This window comes from Aminobacter sp. UC22_36 (assembly GCF_044056035.1).
Classification (GTDB): domain Bacteria; phylum Pseudomonadota; class Alphaproteobacteria; order Rhizobiales; family Rhizobiaceae; genus Aminobacter.
This window is the reverse complement of the sequence record NZ_CP171996.1, coordinates 4,026,670-4,049,329: the sequence shown is the minus strand read 5'-3', so window position 1 is coordinate 4,049,329 and position 22,660 is coordinate 4,026,670. Positions and strand designations below refer to the sequence as shown.

The window sequence follows — 22,660 nt, the reverse complement described above, 5'->3', positions numbered from 1 at the left end:
GTAGCCGCCATGGTGCACCGGCATCCCACATTCGGACGATGTTGCTGGCGCCCAGCGGTGGCATCCGGCATGAAGCGCTTTCGCATTCATTGCCAAGCTGATCGCTTGAAGCCGCATCTGACGCGCCGATGGACCCGCATGATCCTTGAATTCACACCCGACCAGCAGATGATCCGCGAGGAGGCCGCACGATTCCTGCGGGAAAGGTCGTCTTCCGAAGCCATCCGCCGGGTCGTCGACACCGGCGCCAGCCACGATGCCGAACTGTGGAACAGCATTTCGCGCGAACTCGGCTGGTGCGCCATGGCAATCCCCGAGGCGTTCGGCGGACTCGGCCTCGGCGCGACCGAGGTGGCCATCCTCATGGAACTCTCCGGTTCGCGACTCGCCTGCGTCCCGTTCTGGTCGACGGTGTGCCTGGCGGCACCACTCATCGAGGCGGCCGGAAGCGCGGATGCCAAGGCGCGATATCTTGGCGCCATCGCTGCGGGCGAGATGGCTGCGACTGTCGCTTTTGGCGATCTTTCCGCGGCCGACCCGCTGGCCACCGTTTCGGTCACGGCGGTGAAATCGCTGGACGGCTACATGCTGACCGGCAAGGTGGCGCAGGTGATCGACCTTGCGGTAGCCGATCTGGTGCTTGTGCCGGCACGTCTTGACGACGGCACGGTGGCATTGTTTGCGCTCGAACGCGACGCTGGACAAAGGATCGCTCCACTCAAGGCGATTGATGGCACGCGCCCGATTGCCTCGCTTGAGTTGTCAGGCGTTGCAGTGTCGGCAGCACAGCGCATCGACATTGGCGGGCTTACCGATGCGGCAGTGCAATCAGCACTTGCCTTCGCCAATCTCGGCCTCGCCGCCGAGCAGGTTGGGGCGGCGCAAGGTGCGCTTGACATCACGCTCGCCTACATTTCCGAGCGGGTCCAGTTCGGCCGCACGATCGCCTCGTTCCAGGCGATCAAGCATCGCTGCGCCAGGCTGGTTGTCGATATCGCCGAGGCGCGTTCGCTGCTCTATGGCGCTGCTGCAGCAGTTGGCAGTGCCGACCCTCAGGAGAGTGGGCTCGAAGTGGCCGGTGCACGCGTTGTCGCGTCCGACGTGCAGTATCTGGCTGCCGAGGAAGCGATCCAGTTGCATGGCGGCGTTGGATTCACCTGGGAATACGACCCGCATCTCTACTTCAAGCGAGCGCAGGCGAGTTCTGTGCTGCTCGGTTCGCGCGAGGTGCATCTCGACCGCATTGCCGCATCTGTCTTCGGCAATGGAGGCCTGAAATGAGCGGGCTCGAGGCTTTCCGCACCGAGGTGCGCGAGTGGATGGCAAGCCATCTCACTGGCAAGTTTGCCGCGCTGAAATTCCGCGGCGGTTCAGGCGAAGGTGACGCGCTGCCCGAATTGCGCAAGGAGTGGGAACGCGAGCTGGCCGCCGGGCGCTGGACTTGCCCGGGCTGGGCGAAGGAGCATGGCGGGCGCGGGCTTGCCGTTGCCGAGCAGGTGGCCTTCCAGGAAGAATACAGCCGAGCCGGTGGCCCCGGCCGCATCGGGCATATCGGCGAGGGCCTGATGGGGCCGACGCTGATTGCCTTCGGTACCGAGGCGCAGCAGAAACGCTTCCTGCCCGGCATCCTCAACGGCACGGAGTTCTGGTGCCAGGGCTATTCCGAGCCAAGTGCAGGCTCCGATTTCGGCAACATCAAGACCCGTGCCAGGCAGGAGCCCGAGACCGGCGACTGGATCGTGTCGGGCCAGAAGGTGTGGACTTCGCTTGCACATCTGTCCGACTGGATCTTCGTCGTTGCACGCTGCGAAGAGGACTCGGTCGGTCGCAACGGGCTGATCTTCCTGCTGATGCCGCTCGATCAGCCTGGCGTCGAGATCCATCCGATCAAGCAGATCGGTGGCGGCGTCGAGTTCAATTCGGTGTTCTTCGATGGCGCGCGCGCCAAGGCCGAACATGTCGTGGGCCAGCCCGGCGACGGCTGGAAGATCGCCATGGCCTTGCTCGGCTTCGAGCGCGGCATCTCCACCCTCGGCCAGCAGATGGGCTTCCAGCAAGAACTCGACCTGATCGTCGAAATCGCAAGGGAGAACGGCTCGGACCGCTCGCCAGCGATCCGCCAACGCGTCGCGCGTGCTTGGGTCGGACTGCGTGCCATGCGTTATCTCGCCATGCGCGTGTTGAGCGACGAACCGTCTGCGGACACAAGCCGGGAAGCGCTCGGCTACAAATACCACTGGTCGAACTGGCATCGCGATCTCGGCAGGCTTGCCATGGACGTGTTGGGCAAGGACGGCAACGTCGTCTCCGACGATCCGCGCCGCGAGCGGCTGCAGCAGATGTTCCTGTTTGCCCGCGCCGACACGATCTATGGCGGCACCAACGAAATCCAGCTCAACATCATCGCCGAACAAGGGCTCGGCATGCCGAGGGAGCAGCGCGGCAAGCTGTAACGGCCGCGGCTGTTTGGGCGCACAGGTTTGGGAGGACCTTTATGGGTATTCGTGAAGTGGATCTGGGCGAACTAGCGGCGCGCGACGCGCTGCGACGGCTTGTCACCGCCTACTCGCGAGCGGTCGACCGGCGTGACTTCAAGCTGCTGCGCAGCCTCTACCACGACGAGGCATTTGAAGAGCATGGCGACATGTTCACCGGCGGGCCTGACCAATACATGGCCTTCGTCGAAAAGGCACTGTCCAGCTATGCGGCAACAGCGCATTACGTGGTCAACACCAGCTTCGAGATCGAAGGCGATCAAGCCGAAGGCGAGGTCTACAAGATCAACTATCACCGCACGCACGGGCCCGATGCGCACGAAGTGATCACTGGCAGCCGCAGCCTCGATCGCTACAAGCGCGACGATGGCGCGTGGCGCTTCCTCGGGCGCTCGATCACGCTTGACTGGTCGACCAAGCGCGCCGTCGACGCAGGCGCCTACCGCGACTTCGCCGCCGGCAGCCCGCCGGGCCGACCAGGACCCGACGACCTGTCCTATCAGGTCCTGACGCTTTTCGGCCGCCACGGCTGACGCCGAAAGCAGTTCTCAGACGACGATTTCCGCAGGAAGGGAAAGCATGACTGACCAAAGACAATTCACAGGCAAGATTGCGGTGGTGACAGGTGCCGGCAACGGCATCGGCCGCGCGGCGGCCATCGCCTACGCCCAGGAGGGCGCCGATCTTGCTATCCTCGACCGCGAGGCCGAGGCACTCGCCGAAACCGCCGAGATGGTGCGGGCCCACAAGGTCAAGGCGCTACCGCTGGTGGGCGACATGATGAACCTGGAGGTGGTTGTCGACAGCTTCGCCCGCATCAAGCGCGAACTTGGCCCGGTCGACATCCTGCTCAACAACATCGGCCAGACCGCGCGCGAGAATTACTCGGAGTTCTGGCAGGCCAAGCCCGAGACGCTGCAGTTCGTCGTCGGCGTGTCGCTGATGACCACGCTGACCTGCACGCGCCAGGTCGTCGAAGACATGCGCGAGCGCCGCTCGGGCAAGATCGTCTCGATCTCGTCGGATTCGGCGATGAATGGCGACATCGGCACTGTCGACTATGCCTCAGCCAAGGCTGGCGTGCTCGGCTTCACCCGCGCGCTTGCCCGCGAGCTCGGGCCGTTCAAGGTCAACGTCAATGCCGTCTGCCCGGGGCCGACCAACACCCGCGCCATGCAGCGCATCCCCAAGGATGCTTATGAGCGGGCCAAGAACATGATCCCGCTCGGTGAACTCAGCGAGCCGGAAGACATTGCAAACGCTGTGATTTTCCTGTCGAGCGAAAAGTCGCGCTTCATCACCGGCCAGACGCTGATGGTCAACGGCGGACGCGTCTTCTACTGATCGTTTTCGTTAGTTCATTCAGACGATGTTCCGGTTTGTGCGGCGCATCATTTGAAACAAGACAGTGCGATCGCCCTTATGCCACCAGCCGATGGGCGGTCGCCGGAACTTCCAGCGAGAGAAGAATGCCCATGTCCCTGCATACCGTATTGTGCGAACGCCTCGGCAGCCGCTACCCGGTGGTGCAGACTGCCATGGGCTGGGTTGCCGACGCGAATCTGACGGCAGCGACCTGCAACGCCGGCGGCTTCGGCTTCTTCGCCGGCGCCACCACCGAGCCGGGCGATGTCGAAAACCAGATCCTCGCCATCAAGGCCAAGACCGACCGTCCGTTCGGCGTGAACTTCCACATGTTCCAGCCCAACGCCGAAGAGGTGATCGCGGCGGTCATCAAGCACCAGGTCCGCGCCGTCAGCTACGGTCGCGGCCCTGATGCCAAGACGATCAAGCGCCTGAAGGACGCTGGCGTTGTCTGCATGCCGACCGTCGGTGCGGTCAAGCACGCGGTCAAAGCGGTGGAACTAGGTGCCGACATCATCACCGTCCAGGGCGGCGAAGGCGGTGGACACACAGGTGCCGTTCCGACAACCATCCTGTTGCCGCAGGTGCTGGATGCGGTGAAAGTGCCGGTCGTCGCCGCTGGCGGCTTCTTTGACGGTCGCGGCCTGGCCGCAGCGCTCGGCTATGGTGCAGCCGGCATCGCCATGGGCACGCGCTTCCTGATGACCAAGGAATCGCCGGTGCCGCGTTCGGCGCTCGACCGCTATCTCGCCACCAAGGACCCGACGCTGATCCGTACCACGACTGCCGTCGATGGCCTGCCGCAGCGCTTCATCGAGAATGCCGAGATCAGGCGTCTCGAAGGCATGGGCCTGCCGGCTCGCCTCGCCATGAGCATGAAATATGCCCGTCAGTGGGGCAAGGAATCCGGCCTTGGGCCGATCGCCATGGCCAAGCTTGGCCTCAAGGTGCTGTCGAGCGGCGAAAACAGCTTCGCCCAGACGGTGATGGCGCCGAACCTGCCGACCTTGGTGCAGCGCGGCGTGGTCGAGGGCAATACCGAAACCGGCCTGCTGCCATCCGGCCAGGCTGCGGCGATGATCGACAAGCTCGAGAGCTGCGAAGAATTGATTACGCGCATCGTTGCCGAGGCCGAAGCGCGGCTCAGGGAAATTTCGGCGCTCGTCGCCGCGAAGTGAGGGATATCCAACGATGAGCGAACAGTTCTGGACCAAGATCGAAGCAGGCGTCGCCGAGCTGGTGATCGAGAACCCGCCGGTCAATGCGCTCGACAGCATCGGCTGGCGCAAGCTGTCGCAGGAGATCGACGCGCTCAACGCCAATGCCGACGTGCGCGTGATCGTCATCCGCGCCGAGGGGCGCGGCTTCTGCGCCGGCGTCGACATCAAGGAGCTGCAGAAACATCCCGAGCGCATTCCCGAAGTGAATGCCGGCAACTGGGAAACTTTTCGCGCCGTGCATCGCGGCCTCAAGCCGGTGATTGTGGCCGCGCACGGCTACATCCTCGGCGGCGGCATCGGCATCTGCGGCTCGGCCGACATCATCATCTGTTCGCCTGACGCGACCTTCGGCGTGCCCGAGGTCGACCGTGGCGCGCTTGGCGCCGGCGCCCATCTGCAGCGCCTGTTTCCGGTGCAGAAGGTGCGCCAGATGTATTTCACCGGCGAGCCGATCGATGCGACCGAAGCCTACCGTCTCGGCGCCGTCGAGAAGATCGTGCCGCGCGAGGAACTGCGCGACGCGGCCATCGAACTCGCTCGCAAGATTGCCGCCAAGAGCGGCATCATGATCCGCCTCGCCAAGGAAGCGCTGAACGGCATCGAGGACGGCGATCTCGAGAAGAAGTACCGCTGGGAGCAGGGTTTTACGGCCCAGGCTTACCTGACCCAGGAATCGCAGGAGGCGCGCGACGCCTTCGTCGGCAAGCGCGACGCCGACTTCAAGAAGTAACCAGACCAGGACGCTCCGACATGACCGCCACCAAGATCCTTCCCGTTCCGCCCTATGTCGAAGGCCACGGCCTGCTCAAGGGCCGCTCGGTGCTCATCACCGCGGCCGCCGGTGTCGGCATCGGCTTCGCTGCCGCCCGCAAGGCGATCGAGGAAGGCTGCCGCGCCATCATGATCTCGGACGTGCACGAGCGCCGCCTGGCGGAAGCTGCCGAAAAGCTGCGCGAGGTCTCGCCTTCCGTCGAGATCTACAGCCAGCTCTGCAACGTCACCGACGAGGCCCAGGTCCAGGCATTGGTCGACGCGGCCGAAGCAAAGCTCGGCGGCATCGACGTTCTGATCAACAATGCTGGCCTCGGCGGTCTCAAACCGGTCGTCGAGATGACCGACGACGAATGGAACCTGGTGCTCGACGTCACGCTGACCGGCACCATGCGGATGACGCGCGCAGCACTCAAGAAGATGCAGCCGCGCGGCAAGGGGGCCATCGTCAACAACGCCTCGGTGCTGGGCTGGCGCGCTCAGAAGGGCCAGTCGCATTATGCCGCCGCAAAGGCCGGCGTGATGGCCTTCACCCGCTGCTCGGCGGTGGAAGCCGCCGAATACGGCATTCGCGTCAACGCGGTGTCGCCGTCGATCGCCATGCACGATTTCCTCAGGCGTTCGGCGCCGCAGGAGCAGCTCGACGCGCTGGCAAGCCAGGAGGCCTTCGGCCGCGCTGCGGAAGTCTGGGAAATCGCCAACGTCATGATGTTCCTGGCCAGCGACTATGCCGGCTACATGGTCGGCGAGATCGTCTCCGTCTCCAGCCAGAGGGCCTGACGATGGGGCTCGTCTTCTCCTCGCCGGAAGAAGCCGTGGCGGCGATCGGCCAGAACCTTGGCGCCAGCGAATGGCTGACGATCGACCAGAAGCGCATCGACACCTTTGCCGAGGCGACCGGCGATCAGCAGTGGATCCATGTCGACCCCGTGCGCGCCAAGGACGGCCCGTTCGGCACCACGGTTGCGCATGGCTGCCTGACCTTTTCGCTGATCAACGGCTTCCTGCCCGAGTTGTTCATGGCCGAGGGCATGAAGATGGGGATCAATTACGGCTGCGACCGACTGCGCTTTCCGGCACCCGTGCCGGTTGGCTCGAAGGTGAGGGCGGTCGGCGAGCTGGTCAATGCCGAGTTGCTGGCCGGCAATGCCGTGCAGACGACGGTTCGCGTGACCATCGAAATCGAAGGTTCGGCCAAGCCGGGCTGCGTCGCCGACATGGTTGGCCGCTACTACTTCTGAGGCGCGTGGCGCCTCAGCCACGGAGGTGAAAATGGACAAGACGAGCGACGCCCAGGCGGAGATCCTGGCGCGGCTGGACAGGCTTGAGTTCGCGTGACGAGATCCGCCAGCTGATCTCGAAATATTCGCTGGCACTCGACATGCGCGACATGAGCGCGATGGCCTCGCTGTTCGCGCCTGACGTCAAGGTCGGCGGCGGCAAGTCGGGCAGGGCGTCACTTCGCGACTGGCTCGACGAAACCATGCGCAAGCAGTTCGACGGCACCTCGCATCATGTCGGCTCGACGATCATCGAGTTCATCGATGCCGACAATGCCGTCGGTGTCGTCTATTCCAAGAACGAGCACGAGTGCGGTGCCGAGTGGGTCATCATGCAGATGATGTATTATGACCGCTACGAGCGCATCGACGGCCGCTGGTGCTTCCGCCGCCGTCAGCCGCTCTACTGGTACGCCACCGACCTCAACAAGCCGCCTGTCGGCTCGCGCAAGATGCGCTGGCCCGGTCGCGAACCCTATGAGGGTTCATTCCACGACCTGTTCCCGTCCTGGAAGGAGTTCTGGGCGCGCTCGGGTCCCGAAGAAGCGCTGCCGGAGCCGGCAGCGCTCGAAGCTTTCATCGAAACCATGCGCAGAGGTAATGAGATCCGTGGCAACCGTGTGCGCTGACAATCTGACTGCCAATGGGCTGATCGCCGACAAGCTGTTCCAGCCGATCAAGCTCGGCGGGCTGGAGCTTTCCAACCGCATCGCCATGGCGCCGATGTCGCGATACTTCTGCGCCGATGGCACCCCCCACGAGAAGGTGGCGAGCTACTATGCGCGGCGGGCGCTGAACCAGGTCGGACTGATCATCACCGAGGCGACTTACATTGGCCACCCGACGGCGCCGAGCTACGAGGGTGTGCCGTATTTCGCTGGCGAGGCAGCACTGGCCGGCTGGGCCAAGGTACGTGCCGCCGTGCATGCCGCCGGCGGCAAGATCTTCCCGCAGCTCTGGCATACCGGCAGCTTCCGCAATTCGGCCATGGCGCCTCAGCCGGGTGTTCCGGGCGTCGGTCCATCGGAAAACCTCAATGCGTTCACCGGTCACTCCGAACCCACCAAGGCGATGACCGAGAAGGAAATCTTCGAGGTCATCGAGTTTATGCCGACGCAGCCGAGGCCGCACGGCGGCTCGGCTTCGACGGCGTCGAGATCCATGGCGCGCATGGCTATCTCATCGACGAGTTCTTCTGGTCGACGTCCAACCGCCGCACCGACCGCTACGGCGGCAACCGCCGCGAGCGAACACGCTTCGCGGTCGAGGTCATCGAGGCGATGCGCGGCCGCGTCGGCCCGGATTTCCCGATCTCCTTCCGCTACTCACAGTGGAAGCAGCAGGATTACAAGGCGGTGCTTGGCGAAACCCCTGGCGAGTTGGCCGAAGTGCTGGAACCGCTGGTCGACGCGGGCGTCAGCATCATGCACTGCTCGACGCGCCGCATGTGGGAGCCGGGCTTCGCGGCAGACAACGATATGACGCTCGCCGGCTGGACGAAGAAGATCACCGGGCTGCCCGTCATCGCCGTCGGTGGCGTCGGCCTCGACCGGCCGGGTCTCAACGCCGCCGAAGTCGCGCCGCTCGACGTGATCGAGAAGCCGCTTGCGCGCGGCGAGTTCGACATCCTTGCCGTCGGCCGTGCACTGCTGGCCGACCCGGCCTGGGCGGTGAAGGTCAAGCAAGGCCGGACTGATGAAGGTGTTGGCTATTCCAAGGAACAGCTGAGGTCGCTGTTCTGACCACGGAATGGCGCGCCCCGCCGATAAACCGGGGCGCCTTTCTTCCGCGCAAGGCAGGAACGCTGTTCGGGAAATGAATGCAAAAAAGAAGCGCCGGGGACAGGATCCACGGCGCTTTCAGCTTGGTCACAGGGAGAGTTGGGAGGATGGTCGGTCAGGCCGCCTGGCGCGGCCCGTGGCCGAGGATGACGGCGCTGTTGAGCACCAGCCGCACCAGTTCTGTCTGGCGCGTGATACCGCTTTTGGAGAAGATCGAGCGCAAATGCGCGCGCGCCGTGTTGCGGCTGATGTCGAGCGAGGTCGCGGCATCCTCGAGCGACAGGCCGGCGGTCAGGCGGCGGGCGACGGCGGCTTCCGCTGGCGTCAGGTCAAACAGCTGGCGCACCAGATCGCCCTCGACCTCCAGATTGGCCTCTGGATCGCGGATGTAGACGGCGACAGCCGAACTGGCTGCCGCGGCATTGTCCTTGCTGCCACGGATCGGCCGCACGATGACACCCAGGTTGCGCGAACCCGACTGCTTGGTCAGCGACAGGCCGCGGGACTTCGTACCCTCGTCGTCGGCAGCGCTCTGCATGGCGGCCTTGATCGCGGTCTGGAAGTCGCGGTCTTCCTTGGCCGAAGTGGCGCGCAGTTTGTTGCCCTGGATCTGCAGACCGTCGCGGGCTTCAGCAAACGGCTCGCTGCATCCGAAGCACGGATGATCTTGCCGGAATGGTCGAGGATGACGACGCCGACATAGAGCTTGTCCATGACGTCGGAATAGAGCCGGCGCTCGACTTCGGTGGCGCCCATGCGCCAGGATGTTTCCACGCCGCGCGCCAGCTGGGAAACGAGGATTTCGCAGACCGAGGCGGCGTCGTCGTCGAACTTGGCTCCGGCACGGTCGCGGAAGAGCCACAGCGTGTAGCGGGCGGTGTCGTCGGCCGCCACATGGGTCGCCGACAAGGGCTGGCAGCGCTCCGAGAGATAGGCCAGTTGCGCCGGGCGGGCGAGGGCAGCGCCTGCGGTATCGTTCATCTGCTCGTCGATCTCGGTGAAGGCGTAGTAGGTCTCGCCGGTGCGCAGGCGATCCTCGATCACGAGAACGGCGGCATAGGCATCGAACTGCTCGCGGACCAGCTCGAGCGAGGTGCGCAGCGGCTTGCCGTTCATCAGGCTGTCCGACACGCGATTGAGGAAGTGGCCGAATTCGACGATCGATCTGGCGTGAAAGGTCAAGGCAGGTGCTCCCAATATCCGCCGCACGGGGGCGTGCGGGACCGGTGCCCGACGACAGTGCGCCGGGGTCATAAGGCTGGATCTTTGTGGCGAGGGCCGCAGCCGGCCCAGGCTCGACGTATCAGGATGGCGGGAGGAAACCACGTCGGGCGAGGTGCCGGACGGACGACGACGCCGCTGTCATGCTGATGATGCTTGAACCGGTCATCGCGCTTCCTCCCGAATGCGAAATGATTAACTTCGACGTTTATGTCACTAAATTGACACCTCGTCAAATCCGAAATGCATGGCGTAGAATTTTTGACACAGTGTCAGTATTGCTGCCGTGTAGCCAGGCTGCAAACGAAACGGGCCGGGTCTTGCGACCCGGCCCGTTTGTTCAGGAAATGGCTGAAAGTCTCAGGCGCCGCAGTCGGCGCGCTCGACCAGGCCGTCTTCACGCGGCTTGTAGGGGTTTTTGACGACCTTGATCGACTCGGGCGCTGGCAAGAAGTGACTCTTGGCGCTGGCCTGGATCGGACCGGTCAGCATCTCGACCTTGGAGGCATTGGCCTGCAGCCAGGCTGCGATCGACTCGCCGTCGGTCTTGCCCGAACCATTGATCGCAGCCGCCAGAACGACCGGCTGGATGTAGTAGGGGATCAGCGCCGAGGCACCGCCCATGCGGTCGACGTCAGCGACCTGCTCCTTGGCGCGCTTGACGAATTTGGCGAAGGCATTCTCGCCGACAGCATCGCTCGGGCAATAGGTCATGCCGACGAACTGGACGCTGTAGACGTCCTTGAACGCTTCTTCGCCGACCACCGCGGCGTTGCCGACCGCATAGTTGGTCATCGTCTGGTTGGCCAGCACCGGCACGTCCCAGCCGATATCGGCGCGGTTTTCGAGCAGCTTGCGCGAGTCGTCGCCGATCGAGTTGATCAAGAGGATCGCCTCGGCACCCGAGCTGCGCATCTGGAACAGCTGCGGGGTCATGTCCTCGGTGCGGAAGGCGAATTCCTGCACGGCGGTCGGCTCGACACCCTTGGACTTCAGGTAGTCGACGATCTCGACCACGGCAGCCTTGGACATGCCGCCATTGTCGGAGATCAGCGCCAGCTTCTTGAGCTTGAGCACGTCGATGGCGAAATCGATGTTCGGCTTCATCTGGTTCAGGCCGGTGACCGAACCCGAGAAGTGGAACGGACCTGCCTCAGGCGTCAATTGCGTCGATGCTGCCGAGGAAATCTGAGCGATCTTCTTTTCGCCAGAGACGGGGACGACGGGGATGGTCTCCTGGCTGGTGGCGGGGCCGACCAGCACCTGGACCTTCTCGTTTTCGATCAGCCGGCGCACTTCGCTCACCGCGTGGGTCGGATCGGTCATCGTATCGCCGAGAACCAGCTCGGCCTTCTTGCCGAGAATGCCGCCGGCGGCATTGATGTCTTCGATGGCCAGCTTCCAGCCCACCTCGGCCGTTTTGCCGATCGACGCGCCGCCACCGGTCATCGACATGATGCCGCCGATCTTGATGGTCTCTTCGGCTTGCGAAATGCCTGATGACAGGGCAAGGGCTGCCACCGAAACCATTCCGACGGCCATACGACGTGTAATGGAATTATTCCATTGGAAGTTCATGCGTTTCTCCTCCGCTTACTTCGACCGACAACCAGTCACGGCCATGTGTCCGGAACATCGTCCGCTTGGACGATGGAGGGGGTAGAGCTGCTGAATTCGTTTAGTTGGTGCCAACAACCGACGCGTCGCAGTGCCGGGCTCAGTGCGGCGCGGTCTTGGTGGCGACGGCACGCGCCAGTGCAGGCTCCGGCAGCTTGCGCCAGGCCAGCCAGGCAAGCACCGCGCCCAGGGCCATCAGCGGCACGACCACGGACATGCCCAGCATGGCGTCGCCGAGGATGCCGGCGACGACCGTGCCCAGAAGGCCGCTGCCCATTTGCAGGAACCCGCTCAATGAGGCAGCGGCGCCGGCATTGTCGGGAAAGGCAGCGACTGTCGCCACCGACATGGCCGGCATGACAAAGGCGTTGCCGAAGACAAACATCGCCATCGGCAGCATGACGGACACGAAGGTCGGCTCGTACAGCCCCAGGAAGATCGCCATGGCCACCGCACCCGCGCCGCTGACCGCCAGGCCGACCGGCACCATACGATAGGCGCCGTAGCGTGGCATGAGGCTGCGCATGACCAGCGAGCCTGAGATGAAGCTGACCGACTGGAACAGCATTGCCAGGCCGAACTGCGCCGGGGTAAGGCCGAGCCGGTCCATCAGGATGAAGGGCAACACGGTGGCCTGCGTGTAGTAGGCGCCCAGCGTGCCGGCGATGACCAGACTGGAAAACAGGAAATAGCCGCTGCCGAGCAGCTTTCCGTAGGTCTGGATCACAACCTTCGGCCGCACCCGGCTCGGATCGCGCTCGACGGTTTCGACCAGCGCGAACCTGACGGTGAGCAAGGACGCGACCCCCATCACGAACATGATCGAGAAGATCGCATGCCAGCCTGCGACCTGCATCACCAGCCCGCCGACCGTCGGTGCGATGGCCGGGGCGAGCGCCAGGATCAGCGTGATGAGGTTGAGGATGCGCGCCGACTGCTCGTGAGCGAACAGGTCGCGCACGATGGCGCGAGACAGCGACAAGCCGACCGCGGCACCCGCGCCTTGCAGCAGTCGCGACAGGATCAGCACCTCGATGGAGGGGGCAACCAGTGCACCCAGGCTGCCGATCAGGTAGATGCCGAGGAAGGCCAGCGTCACCGGCTTGCGGCCATAGCCATCGGACAGCGGACCACAAACCAGCTGGGTCAGGGCAAAGCCGGCGAAATAGAGCCCGAGCGTCATCTTCACCGCCTCTTCGGTGGTGCCGAAGGCATGGACGATTTCGGGCATGGCTGGCGTGAACAGTGACAGAGAGGCAGGACCGAGACCTGCAAGCACGGCGCCGACGATGGTGACGCGGCGCTCGCTCATCACGCCGGGGCGCCCGTCTTGGTGGTATGATGTCATGGTGTAGGCCCCGGCTCGATGGATGGCAGGCGCCCGTGCGGCAGAGTGCCTGTCACCAGATCGAACCGGTGCCGGGAAAGGTCATCCGTCATACGGACTAGCGCCGGGATTATTCGGCCGCGGCTACGTCCTGGCGGGTCAGTGAGTTGCTCCAATTGCGAGCGCGGCTGTCGGCTTGCGCAACGAGCGGCCGGCGAATGCTTCTTGCCGCTGGCCAGGCCCCAAATGGTTCACAATTGGTTTCCGACAACGCATTGAAATCGCATGCGAAATGATAATGCATCAGCGATGGTTGTCGCGTTGCGGCAATGTTCGCCATATGCTTGAAGCATCGCGTTGACGCAAAGGCGACGATGACTGGACCGTTGCGCCGTTCGCTGCGGCTGCCTATTTCTGCCAGGCCATGTCCGACCAAGATGCCAAAAGCCTCACATCCGAACCATCGCCCGCAACGGGCGATCTCCGTGCTGCCTACAAGACCGACATCGTCGTCATCGGCGCGGGCCAGGCGGGCCTATCCACTGCCTACAATCTGGGAAAGCTCGGCCTTCAGCCAGGGCGCAACTTCATCATCCTCGACAAGTCGCCCGAGGCCGGGGGCGCCTGGCAGTATCGCTGGCCGTCCTTGACGCTGTCGACCGTCAACCGCATCCACGACCTGCCCGGCATGCAATTCGCCGACGTCGTCGAGGAGGGGGCAACCGAGGTCAGGGCGTCGGTTGCCGTGCCGAAATATTTCGCCGCCTACGAGCGCGAATTCAATCTGCCTGTCTACCGCCCGGTGACGGTCAAGGTCGTCTGCGACCGCGGCGAGCGGCTGCGCGTCGAGACTGACCGCGAGACCTTTTCCGCGCGCGGCATCGTCAACGCCACCGGCACTTGGGAAACGCCCGTCATCCCTGCCTTTTCAGGCGCCGAGCGTTTCAAGGGGCGCCAGCTCCACACCCGCGATTACCGCAATGCCGAGGAATTCGCCGGCCAGCACGTCGTCATCGTCGGCGGCGGCATTTCCGCGTTGCAACTGCTCGACGAGATCTCGCGCGTCGCCACCACCACCTGGGTGACCCGCCGAGAGCCGCAGTTCCGCGACCGCCCGTTCACGCCAGACGACGGCCGTGCCGCCGTGGCGATCGTCGAGGACAGGGTGCGGCGGGGTCTCGTTCCGGGCTCGGTCGTCTCGGTCACCGGCATTCCCTGGACGGCGGCCCTCAAGGCTGCTCGCGACCGTGGTGTGCTCGACCGCCTGCCGATGTTCAGCGAGATCACCGGGGACGGCGTGCGCTGGCCCGACGGCAGCGTGCAGCACGCCGACGTCATCTTGTGGAACACCGGCTTCCGCAGCTCGCTCGACCACCTGGCACCGCTGCAGATCCGCGAGGAGGGCGGCGGCATCACCATGTCCGGCCGCCTGGCGACACAGGTCTCGAAGGACCCGCGCATCCACCTTGTCGGCTATGGCCCGTCAGCCTCGACAATCGGCGCCAACAGGGCCGGCGGGGCCGCCGCGCGCGAGCTTGCCACCTATCTCGGGCTCGCCTGACGCGCTCTTGCCTGCCAACATGCCGCATTCCATTTGTTTTTTCTTCTGTTGACCTCAATTGCGCTTGAGGTTTTATGGATCGTGTCGGCTCGTAAAATGGAAAGGCCGACATGGACTTCGATCTTGAACAGCCGGCTGCCGTGGCCGGCAACGCGGCGGCTGCCGTCGCACCGAAACCCGCCGGCTGGGGCGATCTCTTCAGCGGCAAGCATGGCATCTACACATTCGCGCTTGCTGGCGGCGTCACGCTGCACGCCATCAACATATACATTGCAACGACGGCCATGCCGTCGGTCGTCGCCGACATCGGCGGGCTCGACTTCTATGCCTGGGCAACGACCCTGTTCGTGGTCGCCTCGATCCTCGGCTCGGCGCTGACGGCAAAGCTGCTCAACGGCAGCGGGCCACGCGGCGCCTATGTGCTCGCGACGTCGATCTTCGCGCTGGGCGCGCTGACCTGCGCGATCGCACCCAGCATGCTGGTCATGCTCGTCGGCCGTGCCATCCAGGGTCTCGGAGGCGGCTTCCTGTTCGCGCTTGCCTATGCCCTGACGCGCATCGTCCTGCCCGAACAGCTCTGGGCCCGCGCCATCGGGCTCGTGTCGGCGATGTTCGGCATCGCCACACTCGTCGGTCCTGCCATAGGCGGCATCTTTGCCGAGTATGGTGCCTGGCGCCTGGCGTTCTCGTCGCTGCTGCCCTTCTCGGTTGCCTTCGCCGTCCTCGCTTACATGACTTTGCCTGGGAAAAGCTGGGACTCCGACGAGCGCGTCGCCGTTCCCTATCTGCAGCTTGCCTTGCTCACGACGGCTGTACTTGCGGTTTCCGCCGGCAGCCTGTCATCCGGGATGGCGTGGAACCTGACCGGGCTCGGCGCCGGCCTCGCCATGATCGTGCTGATCGCCGGCGTCGAGGCGCGTGCTAAAGCGCGCCTCCTGCCCAGAAGGGCCTTCAACGTCTCGACGCCGCTGGGCGCGCTCTATCTCACCATCGCCCTGCTGATGCTGGCGATACAGCCCGAGATCTTCGTGCCCTACTTGCTGCAGAACCTGCATGCCCAGTCGCCGCTCTGGGCAGGCTATCTTGCGGCGATCATGTCCATCGGCTGGAGCCTGGCGTCATTCCTGAGCTCACGCTGGCAGGCCCATGGCGATCGCCTCATCGTCCTTGGCCCTGTTCTCGTGCTCGCCGGCCTGCTGCTGTTTGCGCTGTTCATGCCCATCAACGGCGCCGGCGACTGGTCGCTGCTCCTGCCGATCGGCCTTGGCCTGTTGCTCGTCGGCTTCGGCATCGGCGTCACCTGGCCAGGGCTCGTCACCCGCATTTTCCAGAGTGCCCCGCCCACCGAGCAGGATCTCGCCGCCGGCGGCATGACGACAGTGCAATTGTTCTTCATGGCCCTGGGCACCGCCTGCGCCGGTATGGTTGCCAACTTCGCGGGCATCGCCGATCCGGGCGGGACAGACGGTGCAGCCAACGCCGCCGCCTGGTTGGGGGTGATCTTCGCAATCGCTCCCGCGCTCTGCGTGCTGGTAGCACTTCGCGTCGTGCGCCTGACCGGAAGGAGGGGCTGACATGCCGAAATCTATCGGAGCGATCCTCGACAGCGCTGCCTTCGATATCCTGGCACGCGTGCTTCTCACCTTCATGTTCTGGACGAGCGGACTGGCCAAGCTCATCGACTTCGGCGGCAACGCGGCCGTCATGGAAGGCTTCGGGCTCACGCCAGGCTGGCTGTTCAACGCAGCCACGCTGGCCTTGCAGATCGGCGCCTCGCTGATGATCATCCTCGACCGTGGCACCTGGCTCGCCACAGGGGCGCTCGCCATCTTCAACGTGCTGACCATTCCGATCGCCCATCCGTTCTAGGTCAAGGCGGGCGAGCAAGCCTTGCGCGACATGACGGTAGCGCTGGAGCATGTCTCCGTCATAGGTGGCCTTGCCGTCTACGCCATCATGTCGCGCCGCGCGACCTGGCGCCGACCGCCACTCACGCCTGGTCGATGAGCACCTGTTCCAGCCCGGATTCGGGTGCCGAGCAGATGCACAGGATCGTCGCCTCGCCGGCGCCGACCGAGACGTAGCCATGGCCCATGGTCGAATCGATGTAGACGCCGTCCCCAGCGCCAAGCCGCGTCGGCGCATAATGATCGGTATGGATCTCGATCTCGCCGTCCAGGACGTAGGCGAACTCCTCGCCGACGTGGCGGACCAGCGGGCCGAATTCTTCGAGCGTGCGGGCATGGATCCTGGCGATGATCGGCACCATGCGCTTGTTGATCAGGTCGGTGCACAGATAGCGGTAGTCGTAATTGCGTGTCGCCAGCTGCAGCGTGTTGGTGCCTGACACGACCGAGCGCCTTGTCCGCTCCACGCCCTTGGCCGGCTCGAAGTTGAGCAATTCCGTGACTGGAATGTCGAGCCCGGTGCAGATCTGCAGGATCTTGTCATAGGTCAGCGACATCAGGTCGTTTTCGACCTTCGACAGCGTCGACAGCGCCAGCCCGGTGCGCTCGCTCACCTCCTGCAATTTCAATCCATGGCGCTGGCGCATGGCGCGCAAGCATTCGCTCAGTCGCGGTTGGTGGGTCACATGGTCTCCGGTTTTGGCGGCATGAGCGCGCTGTATTTTCTGAAAATGGCAAGCATTTAGCGTTTACGCAAACGACTTGACGTATGCAAAAAGAAATCTTACCGATTGCATCACAAAAAAGCGGGAACGGCAAAAACTTTGATGTTCGCAGGGCTTCCCTGCGTCGCAGGACGCCATCAGCGGACTGCCAGGGCCACTGCGGGAGGGCAGGACCATGCGTTGCGACAGACATCTTGACGGCACGGCGTCGGCGCCAGGCGGAATGGGCTGCGGCAACGTCTTTCCACGCACATCCGGCTCAGTGCTTTGCACTGCCGGCAATCCGACAACTGGTAGGGAGTGACCGGCATGACCAAGGCACCGGCCGATTTCGCTACGCGTATCGATGCGCTGTTTCAGGATTTCACTGGCCCCGATAGCCCGGGCGCCGTCGTTGCGGTTACCGAGAAGGGGCGTGAGATTTTCGCCAACACCTACGGTCTCGCCAACATCAACGATTCAGTGCCGATGGACCGCAAGACGATCATCCGCATCGGCTCGCAGACCAAGCAGTTCACCGTTCTGCTGATCCTGATGCTCGAAGCCGAGGGCAAGCTCAGCCTGTCCGACGAGGTGCAGGAGCACCTGCCATACGTACCGCGTCTCGAACAGCCGGTGACGCTCGCGCATCTGGCGTCAAACACTTCGGGTTTCCGCGACCATCTCGAGGCCATGATCTTCGCTGGCCTGTCGATCTTCACGCCGTCAGACCGGCAGACCGGCCGCGATGTCATTGCCCGCCAGGATGCGCTTAACTTCAAGCCCGGCAGCGCCATGACCTACTGCAACGCCGGCTTCTTCATGCTGTCGGAGATCATCGAGCAGATCGAGGGCGCGACCTTTAACGAAGTGCTGCGCAAGCGCATCACCGGCCCGCTCGGCATGGACGACACCTCGCTCTTGATCCGTGATGGAGCTGCGATGAAGCGGCTTGCCGCGCACTACACCAGGCGCACTGATGGCTGGGCCAATCTCAACTGGGGTCTCGATCTCGGCGGCGAGGGCGGCATGATCTCGACCCTCGACGACATGATCGTCTGGCAGCAGAACATGTTCGATCCCAAGGTCGGCACGTCGGAAATGTACGAGCGCATGGCCACCCCATGCATCTTCGACAATGGCGCCACCGGCTTCTACGGCCTCGGCCTCGTCACCGACGTCTATCGCGGCCGCCGTGCTGTCGGTCATGGCGGAACTGTCGCCGGCGGCAAGTCGGAATCGACCCGCTTCGTTGACGACGGTTTCGGTGTCGTCATCATCGCCAACAACGACCAGGTCGCCTCCTTCGCCCTCGGCCGGCGCATCGCCGACATCTATTTCGGCGACGAATTCCCTGCGCCGATCGCACTCGCCCCTGGCCGTTACCGCCAGGAGGGTGGCCCTGACGTCTTCGAGATCGTCGCCAAGGACGGCATGCCGACCTTTCTCAATGCCGGCGGCGTCGGCGGCTTCGATTTCGGCCATCAGGGCGGCGCCAAGCCCGAGCGCGCGATCACCGATCTGGTGCTGAGCCCGCGCGCCGACGGCAAGGTCGACGGTACTTTCTGCGGCACGCCGCGCCTTTATGCGCCGCTTCAAGCCAACGCCACTGCCGCGCGTCCATTGGTCGGGCGTTATGTCAACCCGGCGCAGGGCATCGAGGTGGAAGTTACCGGCGATACGCAAAAGGGCGAATTCCGCCTGCGCTCGGGGCTCGGGGCCATGGCAGCCCCCATCGTCGCCGCCGATGCCGACCTGTGGTTCCTGCTGCAGCCCGGCACTGACATGCGACCTGGCCTGCCATGGAATGCGACGCTGTCGGTGACCGCCGAAGGCTTTGAAATGAATTCCGACCGCATCAAGAAACTGGCCTTCAAGCGAGCCTGATCAACCAACTTACGGCGAGGTCTACAATGTCTCTTCGAAATCTCTCCCCCAAGGAATTCGACGCGCTGACACGCGCCTATTTCAAGCAGGCAACGCTGTCGCGGCGCGGCTTTTTGGGTGGTGCGGCGGCCCTTGCGGCAGCTGCCACGCTTGGAATGCCCGGCAAGGCGCTGGCCCAGCAGACCGGCGGCACGCTGCGCGTCGGCCGCTCGGAGGAGCCCGACACGCTCGACCCGCACAAGACCACGCTGTCGGTGTCCTCGACCACGATGGACATGATCTACGAGCCGCTGGCGCGCGCCGGCTACGACAGCGAGGTCCTGCCGGGTCTCGCCGAAAGCTGGGGCTTCAGCAACGAAAACAAGACCCTGACCTTCAAGCTCAAGCCTGAAGTCAAGTTCCATGACGGCACGCCATGCGATGCCGAGGCGGTGGCCTGGACCGTTTCGCGCCATCTGGCGCCGGAAGCCGCGTCGCCCAGCGCCTTCTTCCTTGGCCCATTGGAGCGTGCCGAGGTCATCGACCCGCTGACCGTCGCCTATCACTTCAAGGAGCCCTTCGTCGCCGTCTGGGTCGGGTTGACGCTCGGCTATTCCGCACCGATCTCGCGCGCCGCCGTCGAAGCCGCCGGCGACCAGTTCGGCCGCAAGCCGGTGGGCGCTGGTCCGTTCAAGTTCGTGTCATGGTCGACCGACCGTGGCATGCGCCTGGAGCGCAACGACGACTATGCCCCGGTTGCCCCGCTTGCGCGCATCGATGCGGTGGAGTTGTTCCATTACCCCGAGGATTCGACCCGCATCGCCGCCTTTGAAACGGGCGAAATCAATGCCATGTACGGTGGTGCCTCGGTGCCGCTGGACAGCGTGCGGCGCCTGCGTGGCAATCCCGATGCGATCATGATCGAGCGCCCGGCCCAGATGATGCGCGCGCTGGTGTTCAACCAGAAGCGCGCACCGTTCGACAATCCGAAGGTGCGCCAGGCCTTCGCGCACGCCATCGACCAGAAGCGACTGATCGCCTTTGCGCTCGACGGTTTCGCCGTGCCCGCGACCTCGCCGATTGCGAGTTCGATCGCGGGCTATTCGCCCAAGACCGCCGAATTGTCCTACGGCTACGATCCGGAGAAGGCCAAGGCACTGCTGGCCGAAGCCGGTCTTGCCCAAGGCCTCAAGGTCAAGCTTGTCGCCAACGACACGCCGGTCATCCGGCGCACCGCCGAGGTGATCCAGGCACAGCTGCGCGAGATCGGCGTCGAGATCGCGATCGAAACCTTGCCGATCGCGCAATGGGCGGCGATCACCGCACAGGGCGGGCAGGACATGGTCATCTCAACCTATTCCTACACCGATGCTGACATCGTCTATCCGGTGCTGCACACCAAGGGCGCGCTGAACCGGGCCTTCCACGAAAATGCGGAGCTCGATGGCATGATCGCCGAGCAGCGCGTGACATCAGACCCGGCTGCACGTCAGGCGGTACTCGACAAGATCCAGGCCAAGGTCGTCTCCGAAGCTTACTGGAAGCCGTTGTTCGAGCCGCTCAACTTTGCCGTCGTCGCCAAGGACGTCGTCGACGCTCGCATGAATGCCGGCGGCGAGTTGCGCATCGACAAGCTCGGCATGACCTCGTGACCCGCGCCGATTGATGCTGAGGCTGCTGGTATCGAGGCTGCTTTATGCGGCCGTCATCCTGCTTGGGGTCATCCTTGTGGTGGCCTCGCTGGTCAAGCTCGTGCCGGGCGATCCGGTCGACGTGATTGCCGCCGGCAATCCCGGCATGAGCGTCCAGGACATGGACACGCTGCGCGAAAAAATGGGGCTGACGCGCTCCGTGCCCGAGCAGTTCGTCGCTTATCTCGGCCAGGCCGTCCAGGGCGACCTCGGCAACTCGATCCGCCAGGGCGTTCCGGTCACCAGCCTGATCGCCGACCGCCTGCCGGCGACCGGCGAGCTTGCTTTCTGGACGTTGCTGCTGGCCTTCGCCATCGCCATCCCGCTTGGCATCGTCACAGCGCTCAAGCGCGACAGCTGGCTCGATTACGCCGGCACCTTCGTCGCCGTGCTCGGTGTGTCGATGCCGGGCTTTTTGCTCGCAGTGCTGATGATCCTGTGGTTTTCGATCGAGCTGCGCTGGCTGCCCGCCTCGGGCTATCGCGGATCGGCCTTGACGAGTATTGGCCGCGCAGTGGTCGAACGCGACTTCTCCATTTTCTGGAATGCCTTTCGCTATTTCGTCCTGCCTTCGATCTCGCTTGCCTTCGTGCTGGTCGCGGTCAATGCGCGGCTGATCCGTTCGGCCATGCTCGAGGTGCTGCAACAGGACTACATCACCTTCGCCACCGCCAAGGGCGTGCCGCGCCTCACCATCATCCTGCGACACGCGCTGCGCAATGCGCTGCTGCCGATTGTCACCCTGGCCGGCCTGCAGATGGGCGCGCTGCTCTCGGGCACGGTCGTCATCGAGACGGTGTTCGCCTGGCCCGGCATCGGCCGGCTCGCCGTCGATTCGATCCAGGTCCGCGACTATCCGATCATCCAGGCGGTGGTGCTGATTTCGGCAGCACTGTTCATCTCTCTGAATCTGATCGTCGACATTCTCTATCGTTTCATCGACCCGAGGGTGCGTGATGACTGAGGCCGTGATCGTCCCCGCCGCCACAAAGGCAATCGGCGAACGCCGTTTCCTCAGCGCTTTGAGCCGAAGCGCCAAGGGCGTGTCAGGCCTGTTCCTCATTGCCATCGTTGTCTTGTGCGCAATCTTCGCGACGAGTCTCGTTCCGCATGATCATGCCCAGCAGGTGATCGAATGGCGCTATGCCCCCACCGTCTGGCAAGATGGCGGCACCACCACCAACCTGCTCGGCGGCGACAATATGGGCCGTGACATCCTCAGCCGTACCATCATGGGCGCACAGGTCTCGATCCAGGTGGCGCTGATCGTGGTGTCGATAGCCCTTGTTGTCGGCTCGACGCTCGGCGCATTGGCCGGCTATTTCGGCGGCATCGTCGACACCATCATCATGCGCATCGTCGATTTCCAGCTCGCCTTTCCGTTCCTGCTTTTGGCGCTGATCTTCATGGCGGTGCTAGGGGCGGGGTTTGCCACGCTGGTCATGGCGCTGGCCTTTGCGCTGTGGATCAATTTCGCCCGCATCGTGCGCAGCGAAACCATGCGCATCCGCACCCTCGATTATGTCGATGCAGCCATCACCATGGGCGTGTCGCAGATGCGCATCATCTTCACCCACGTCTTGCCAAACGTGTTGCCGGCGGTGCTTGTCGTCGCCACTCTCGACATCGCCCTGGTCATCATCTCCGAGGCCGCTCTGTCCTTCCTCGGCCTTGGCGTGCAGCCGCCAACGGCATCGTGGGGCGTGATGATCTCGGAAGGGCGCGATTTCCTCTACGAACAGCCATGGATCGTCATCGCTCCCGGCATTGCCGTGCTGATCTCCTCGGTCGGCATCAACCTGTTCGGCGATTTTCTGCGCGACTATTTCGATCCCAGGCTGGAGAGGATGTGAC

21 protein-coding genes and 1 pseudogene are annotated in these 22,660 nt (G+C 64.0%); 17 read left to right on the top strand and 5 right to left on the bottom strand.

Annotated elements, in window-relative coordinates:
• The first annotated feature begins 138 nt into the window (after positions 1 to 138).
• The 10 genes and pseudogenes from ACHMW7_RS23235 to ACHMW7_RS23190 all read left to right on the top strand — a co-directional run bounded on the left by ACHMW7_RS23235 (position 139) and on the right by ACHMW7_RS23190 (position 8,873).
• Complete coding sequence (locus ACHMW7_RS23235; protein ID WP_395447802.1) at positions 139 to 1,281, top strand: acyl-CoA dehydrogenase family protein; 1,143 nt, start codon at positions 139 to 141, stop codon at positions 1,279 to 1,281.
• On the top strand, positions 1,278 to 2,453 hold the full coding sequence (locus ACHMW7_RS23230; protein WP_395447801.1) for an acyl-CoA dehydrogenase family protein: 1,176 nt from the start codon (positions 1,278 to 1,280) through the stop codon (positions 2,451 to 2,453). Before ACHMW7_RS23235 ends, ACHMW7_RS23230 begins: the two co-directional genes overlap by 4 nt.
• 41 nt (positions 2,454 to 2,494) lie before the next feature.
• Positions 2,495 to 3,028, top strand: coding sequence for a nuclear transport factor 2 family protein (locus ACHMW7_RS23225; protein ID WP_395447800.1), 534 nt, complete (start codon positions 2,495 to 2,497; stop codon positions 3,026 to 3,028).
• A gap of 46 nt (positions 3,029 to 3,074) precedes the next feature.
• On the top strand, positions 3,075 to 3,839 hold the full coding sequence (locus tag ACHMW7_RS23220) for an SDR family NAD(P)-dependent oxidoreductase (protein ID WP_395447799.1): 765 nt from the start codon (positions 3,075 to 3,077) through the stop codon (positions 3,837 to 3,839).
• A 131-nt stretch (positions 3,840 to 3,970) separates the two neighbouring features.
• Positions 3,971 to 5,038 (top strand): NAD(P)H-dependent flavin oxidoreductase, encoded by a 1,068-nt coding sequence (locus tag ACHMW7_RS23215; RefSeq protein ID WP_395447798.1) that lies wholly within the window; start codon positions 3,971 to 3,973, stop codon positions 5,036 to 5,038.
• Between the two features lie 13 nt (positions 5,039 to 5,051).
• Positions 5,052 to 5,810: an enoyl-CoA hydratase family protein gene (locus tag ACHMW7_RS23210; protein ID WP_395447797.1), complete on the top strand. Its 759-nt coding sequence runs from the start codon at positions 5,052 to 5,054 to the stop codon at positions 5,808 to 5,810.
• A gap of 20 nt (positions 5,811 to 5,830) precedes the next feature.
• Positions 5,831 to 6,631 carry an SDR family oxidoreductase gene (locus tag ACHMW7_RS23205; RefSeq protein WP_395447796.1) on the top strand — a complete coding sequence of 267 codons (801 nt, stop codon included), beginning with the start codon at positions 5,831 to 5,833 and terminating at the stop codon, positions 6,629 to 6,631.
• A 2-nt stretch (positions 6,632 to 6,633) separates the two neighbouring features.
• Positions 6,634 to 7,092: a MaoC family dehydratase gene (locus ACHMW7_RS23200; protein ID WP_395447795.1), complete on the top strand. Its 459-nt coding sequence runs from the start codon at positions 6,634 to 6,636 to the stop codon at positions 7,090 to 7,092.
• 83 nt (positions 7,093 to 7,175) lie between these two features.
• Positions 7,176 to 7,760 (top strand): nuclear transport factor 2 family protein, encoded by a 585-nt coding sequence (locus ACHMW7_RS23195; protein WP_395447794.1) that lies wholly within the window; start codon positions 7,176 to 7,178, stop codon positions 7,758 to 7,760.
• Positions 7,732 to 8,873, top strand: a pseudogene (locus ACHMW7_RS23190) (NADH:flavin oxidoreductase). The gene ACHMW7_RS23195 and the pseudogene ACHMW7_RS23190 overlap by 29 nt, the downstream one beginning before the upstream one ends.
• A 154-nt stretch (positions 8,874 to 9,027) precedes the next feature.
• On the opposite strand, the gene ACHMW7_RS23185 reads toward ACHMW7_RS23190, so the two are convergent.
• The 4 genes from ACHMW7_RS23185 to ACHMW7_RS23170 all read right to left on the bottom strand — a co-directional run bounded on the left by ACHMW7_RS23185 (position 9,028) and on the right by ACHMW7_RS23170 (position 13,098).
• The gene (locus ACHMW7_RS23185) at positions 9,028 to 9,450 is read right to left on the bottom strand and encodes a helix-turn-helix transcriptional regulator (protein WP_395447793.1); all 423 of its coding nucleotides are present in this window, start codon (positions 9,448 to 9,450) and stop codon (positions 9,028 to 9,030) included.
• Complete coding sequence (locus tag ACHMW7_RS23180; protein ID WP_395447792.1) at positions 9,399 to 10,094, bottom strand: hypothetical protein; 696 nt, start codon at positions 10,092 to 10,094, stop codon at positions 9,399 to 9,401. Before ACHMW7_RS23180 ends, ACHMW7_RS23185 begins: the two co-directional genes overlap by 52 nt.
• Before the next feature lie 399 nt (positions 10,095 to 10,493).
• Positions 10,494 to 11,711: an ABC transporter substrate-binding protein gene (locus ACHMW7_RS23175; RefSeq protein ID WP_395447791.1), complete on the bottom strand. Its 1,218-nt coding sequence runs from the start codon at positions 11,709 to 11,711 to the stop codon at positions 10,494 to 10,496.
• 139 nt (positions 11,712 to 11,850) lie between these two features.
• Positions 11,851 to 13,098 carry a multidrug effflux MFS transporter gene (locus ACHMW7_RS23170; RefSeq protein WP_395447790.1) on the bottom strand — a complete coding sequence of 416 codons (1,248 nt, stop codon included), beginning with the start codon at positions 13,096 to 13,098 and terminating at the stop codon, positions 11,851 to 11,853.
• A 403-nt stretch (positions 13,099 to 13,501) separates the two neighbouring features.
• Between ACHMW7_RS23170 and ACHMW7_RS23165 the strand changes: the two genes are divergently transcribed.
• The 3 genes from ACHMW7_RS23165 to ACHMW7_RS23155 all read left to right on the top strand — a co-directional run bounded on the left by ACHMW7_RS23165 (position 13,502) and on the right by ACHMW7_RS23155 (position 16,507).
• Positions 13,502 to 14,638, top strand: coding sequence for an NAD(P)-binding domain-containing protein (locus ACHMW7_RS23165; RefSeq protein WP_395447789.1), 1,137 nt, complete (start codon positions 13,502 to 13,504; stop codon positions 14,636 to 14,638).
• Positions 14,639 to 14,748: 110 nt separating this feature from the next.
• Positions 14,749 to 16,212: an MFS transporter gene (locus ACHMW7_RS23160; RefSeq protein ID WP_395447788.1), complete on the top strand. Its 1,464-nt coding sequence runs from the start codon at positions 14,749 to 14,751 to the stop codon at positions 16,210 to 16,212.
• Between the two features lies 1 nt (position 16,213).
• Positions 16,214 to 16,507, top strand: a complete 294-nt coding sequence (locus ACHMW7_RS23155) for a DoxX family protein (RefSeq protein WP_395447787.1) — start codon at positions 16,214 to 16,216, stop codon at positions 16,505 to 16,507.
• 121 nt (positions 16,508 to 16,628) lie between these two features.
• On the opposite strand, the gene ACHMW7_RS23150 is transcribed toward ACHMW7_RS23155, so the two are convergent.
• Positions 16,629 to 17,231 (bottom strand): helix-turn-helix domain-containing protein, encoded by a 603-nt coding sequence (locus ACHMW7_RS23150; RefSeq protein WP_395447786.1) that lies wholly within the window; start codon positions 17,229 to 17,231, stop codon positions 16,629 to 16,631.
• Positions 17,232 to 17,579: 348 nt separating this feature from the next.
• On the opposite strand from ACHMW7_RS23150, the gene ACHMW7_RS23145 reads away from it, so the two are divergent.
• Genes ACHMW7_RS23145 through ACHMW7_RS23130 form a run of 4 tightly spaced genes read left to right on the top strand, consistent with a single transcriptional unit; the run spans position 17,580 to position 22,659 of the window.
• A complete protein-coding gene (locus ACHMW7_RS23145) occupies positions 17,580 to 19,136 on the top strand; it encodes a serine hydrolase domain-containing protein (RefSeq protein WP_395447785.1) in 1,557 nt (518 codons plus the stop codon).
• A gap of 26 nt (positions 19,137 to 19,162) precedes the next feature.
• Positions 19,163 to 20,767 (top strand): ABC transporter substrate-binding protein, encoded by a 1,605-nt coding sequence (locus ACHMW7_RS23140; protein WP_395447784.1) that lies wholly within the window; start codon positions 19,163 to 19,165, stop codon positions 20,765 to 20,767.
• Between the two features lie 13 nt (positions 20,768 to 20,780).
• Positions 20,781 to 21,770 (top strand): ABC transporter permease, encoded by a 990-nt coding sequence (locus ACHMW7_RS23135; RefSeq protein ID WP_395447783.1) that lies wholly within the window; start codon positions 20,781 to 20,783, stop codon positions 21,768 to 21,770.
• Positions 21,763 to 22,659: an ABC transporter permease gene (locus ACHMW7_RS23130; protein WP_395447782.1), complete on the top strand. Its 897-nt coding sequence runs from the start codon at positions 21,763 to 21,765 to the stop codon at positions 22,657 to 22,659. The genes ACHMW7_RS23135 and ACHMW7_RS23130 overlap by 8 nt, the downstream gene beginning before the upstream one ends.
• Position 22,660 lies beyond the last annotated feature (1 nt).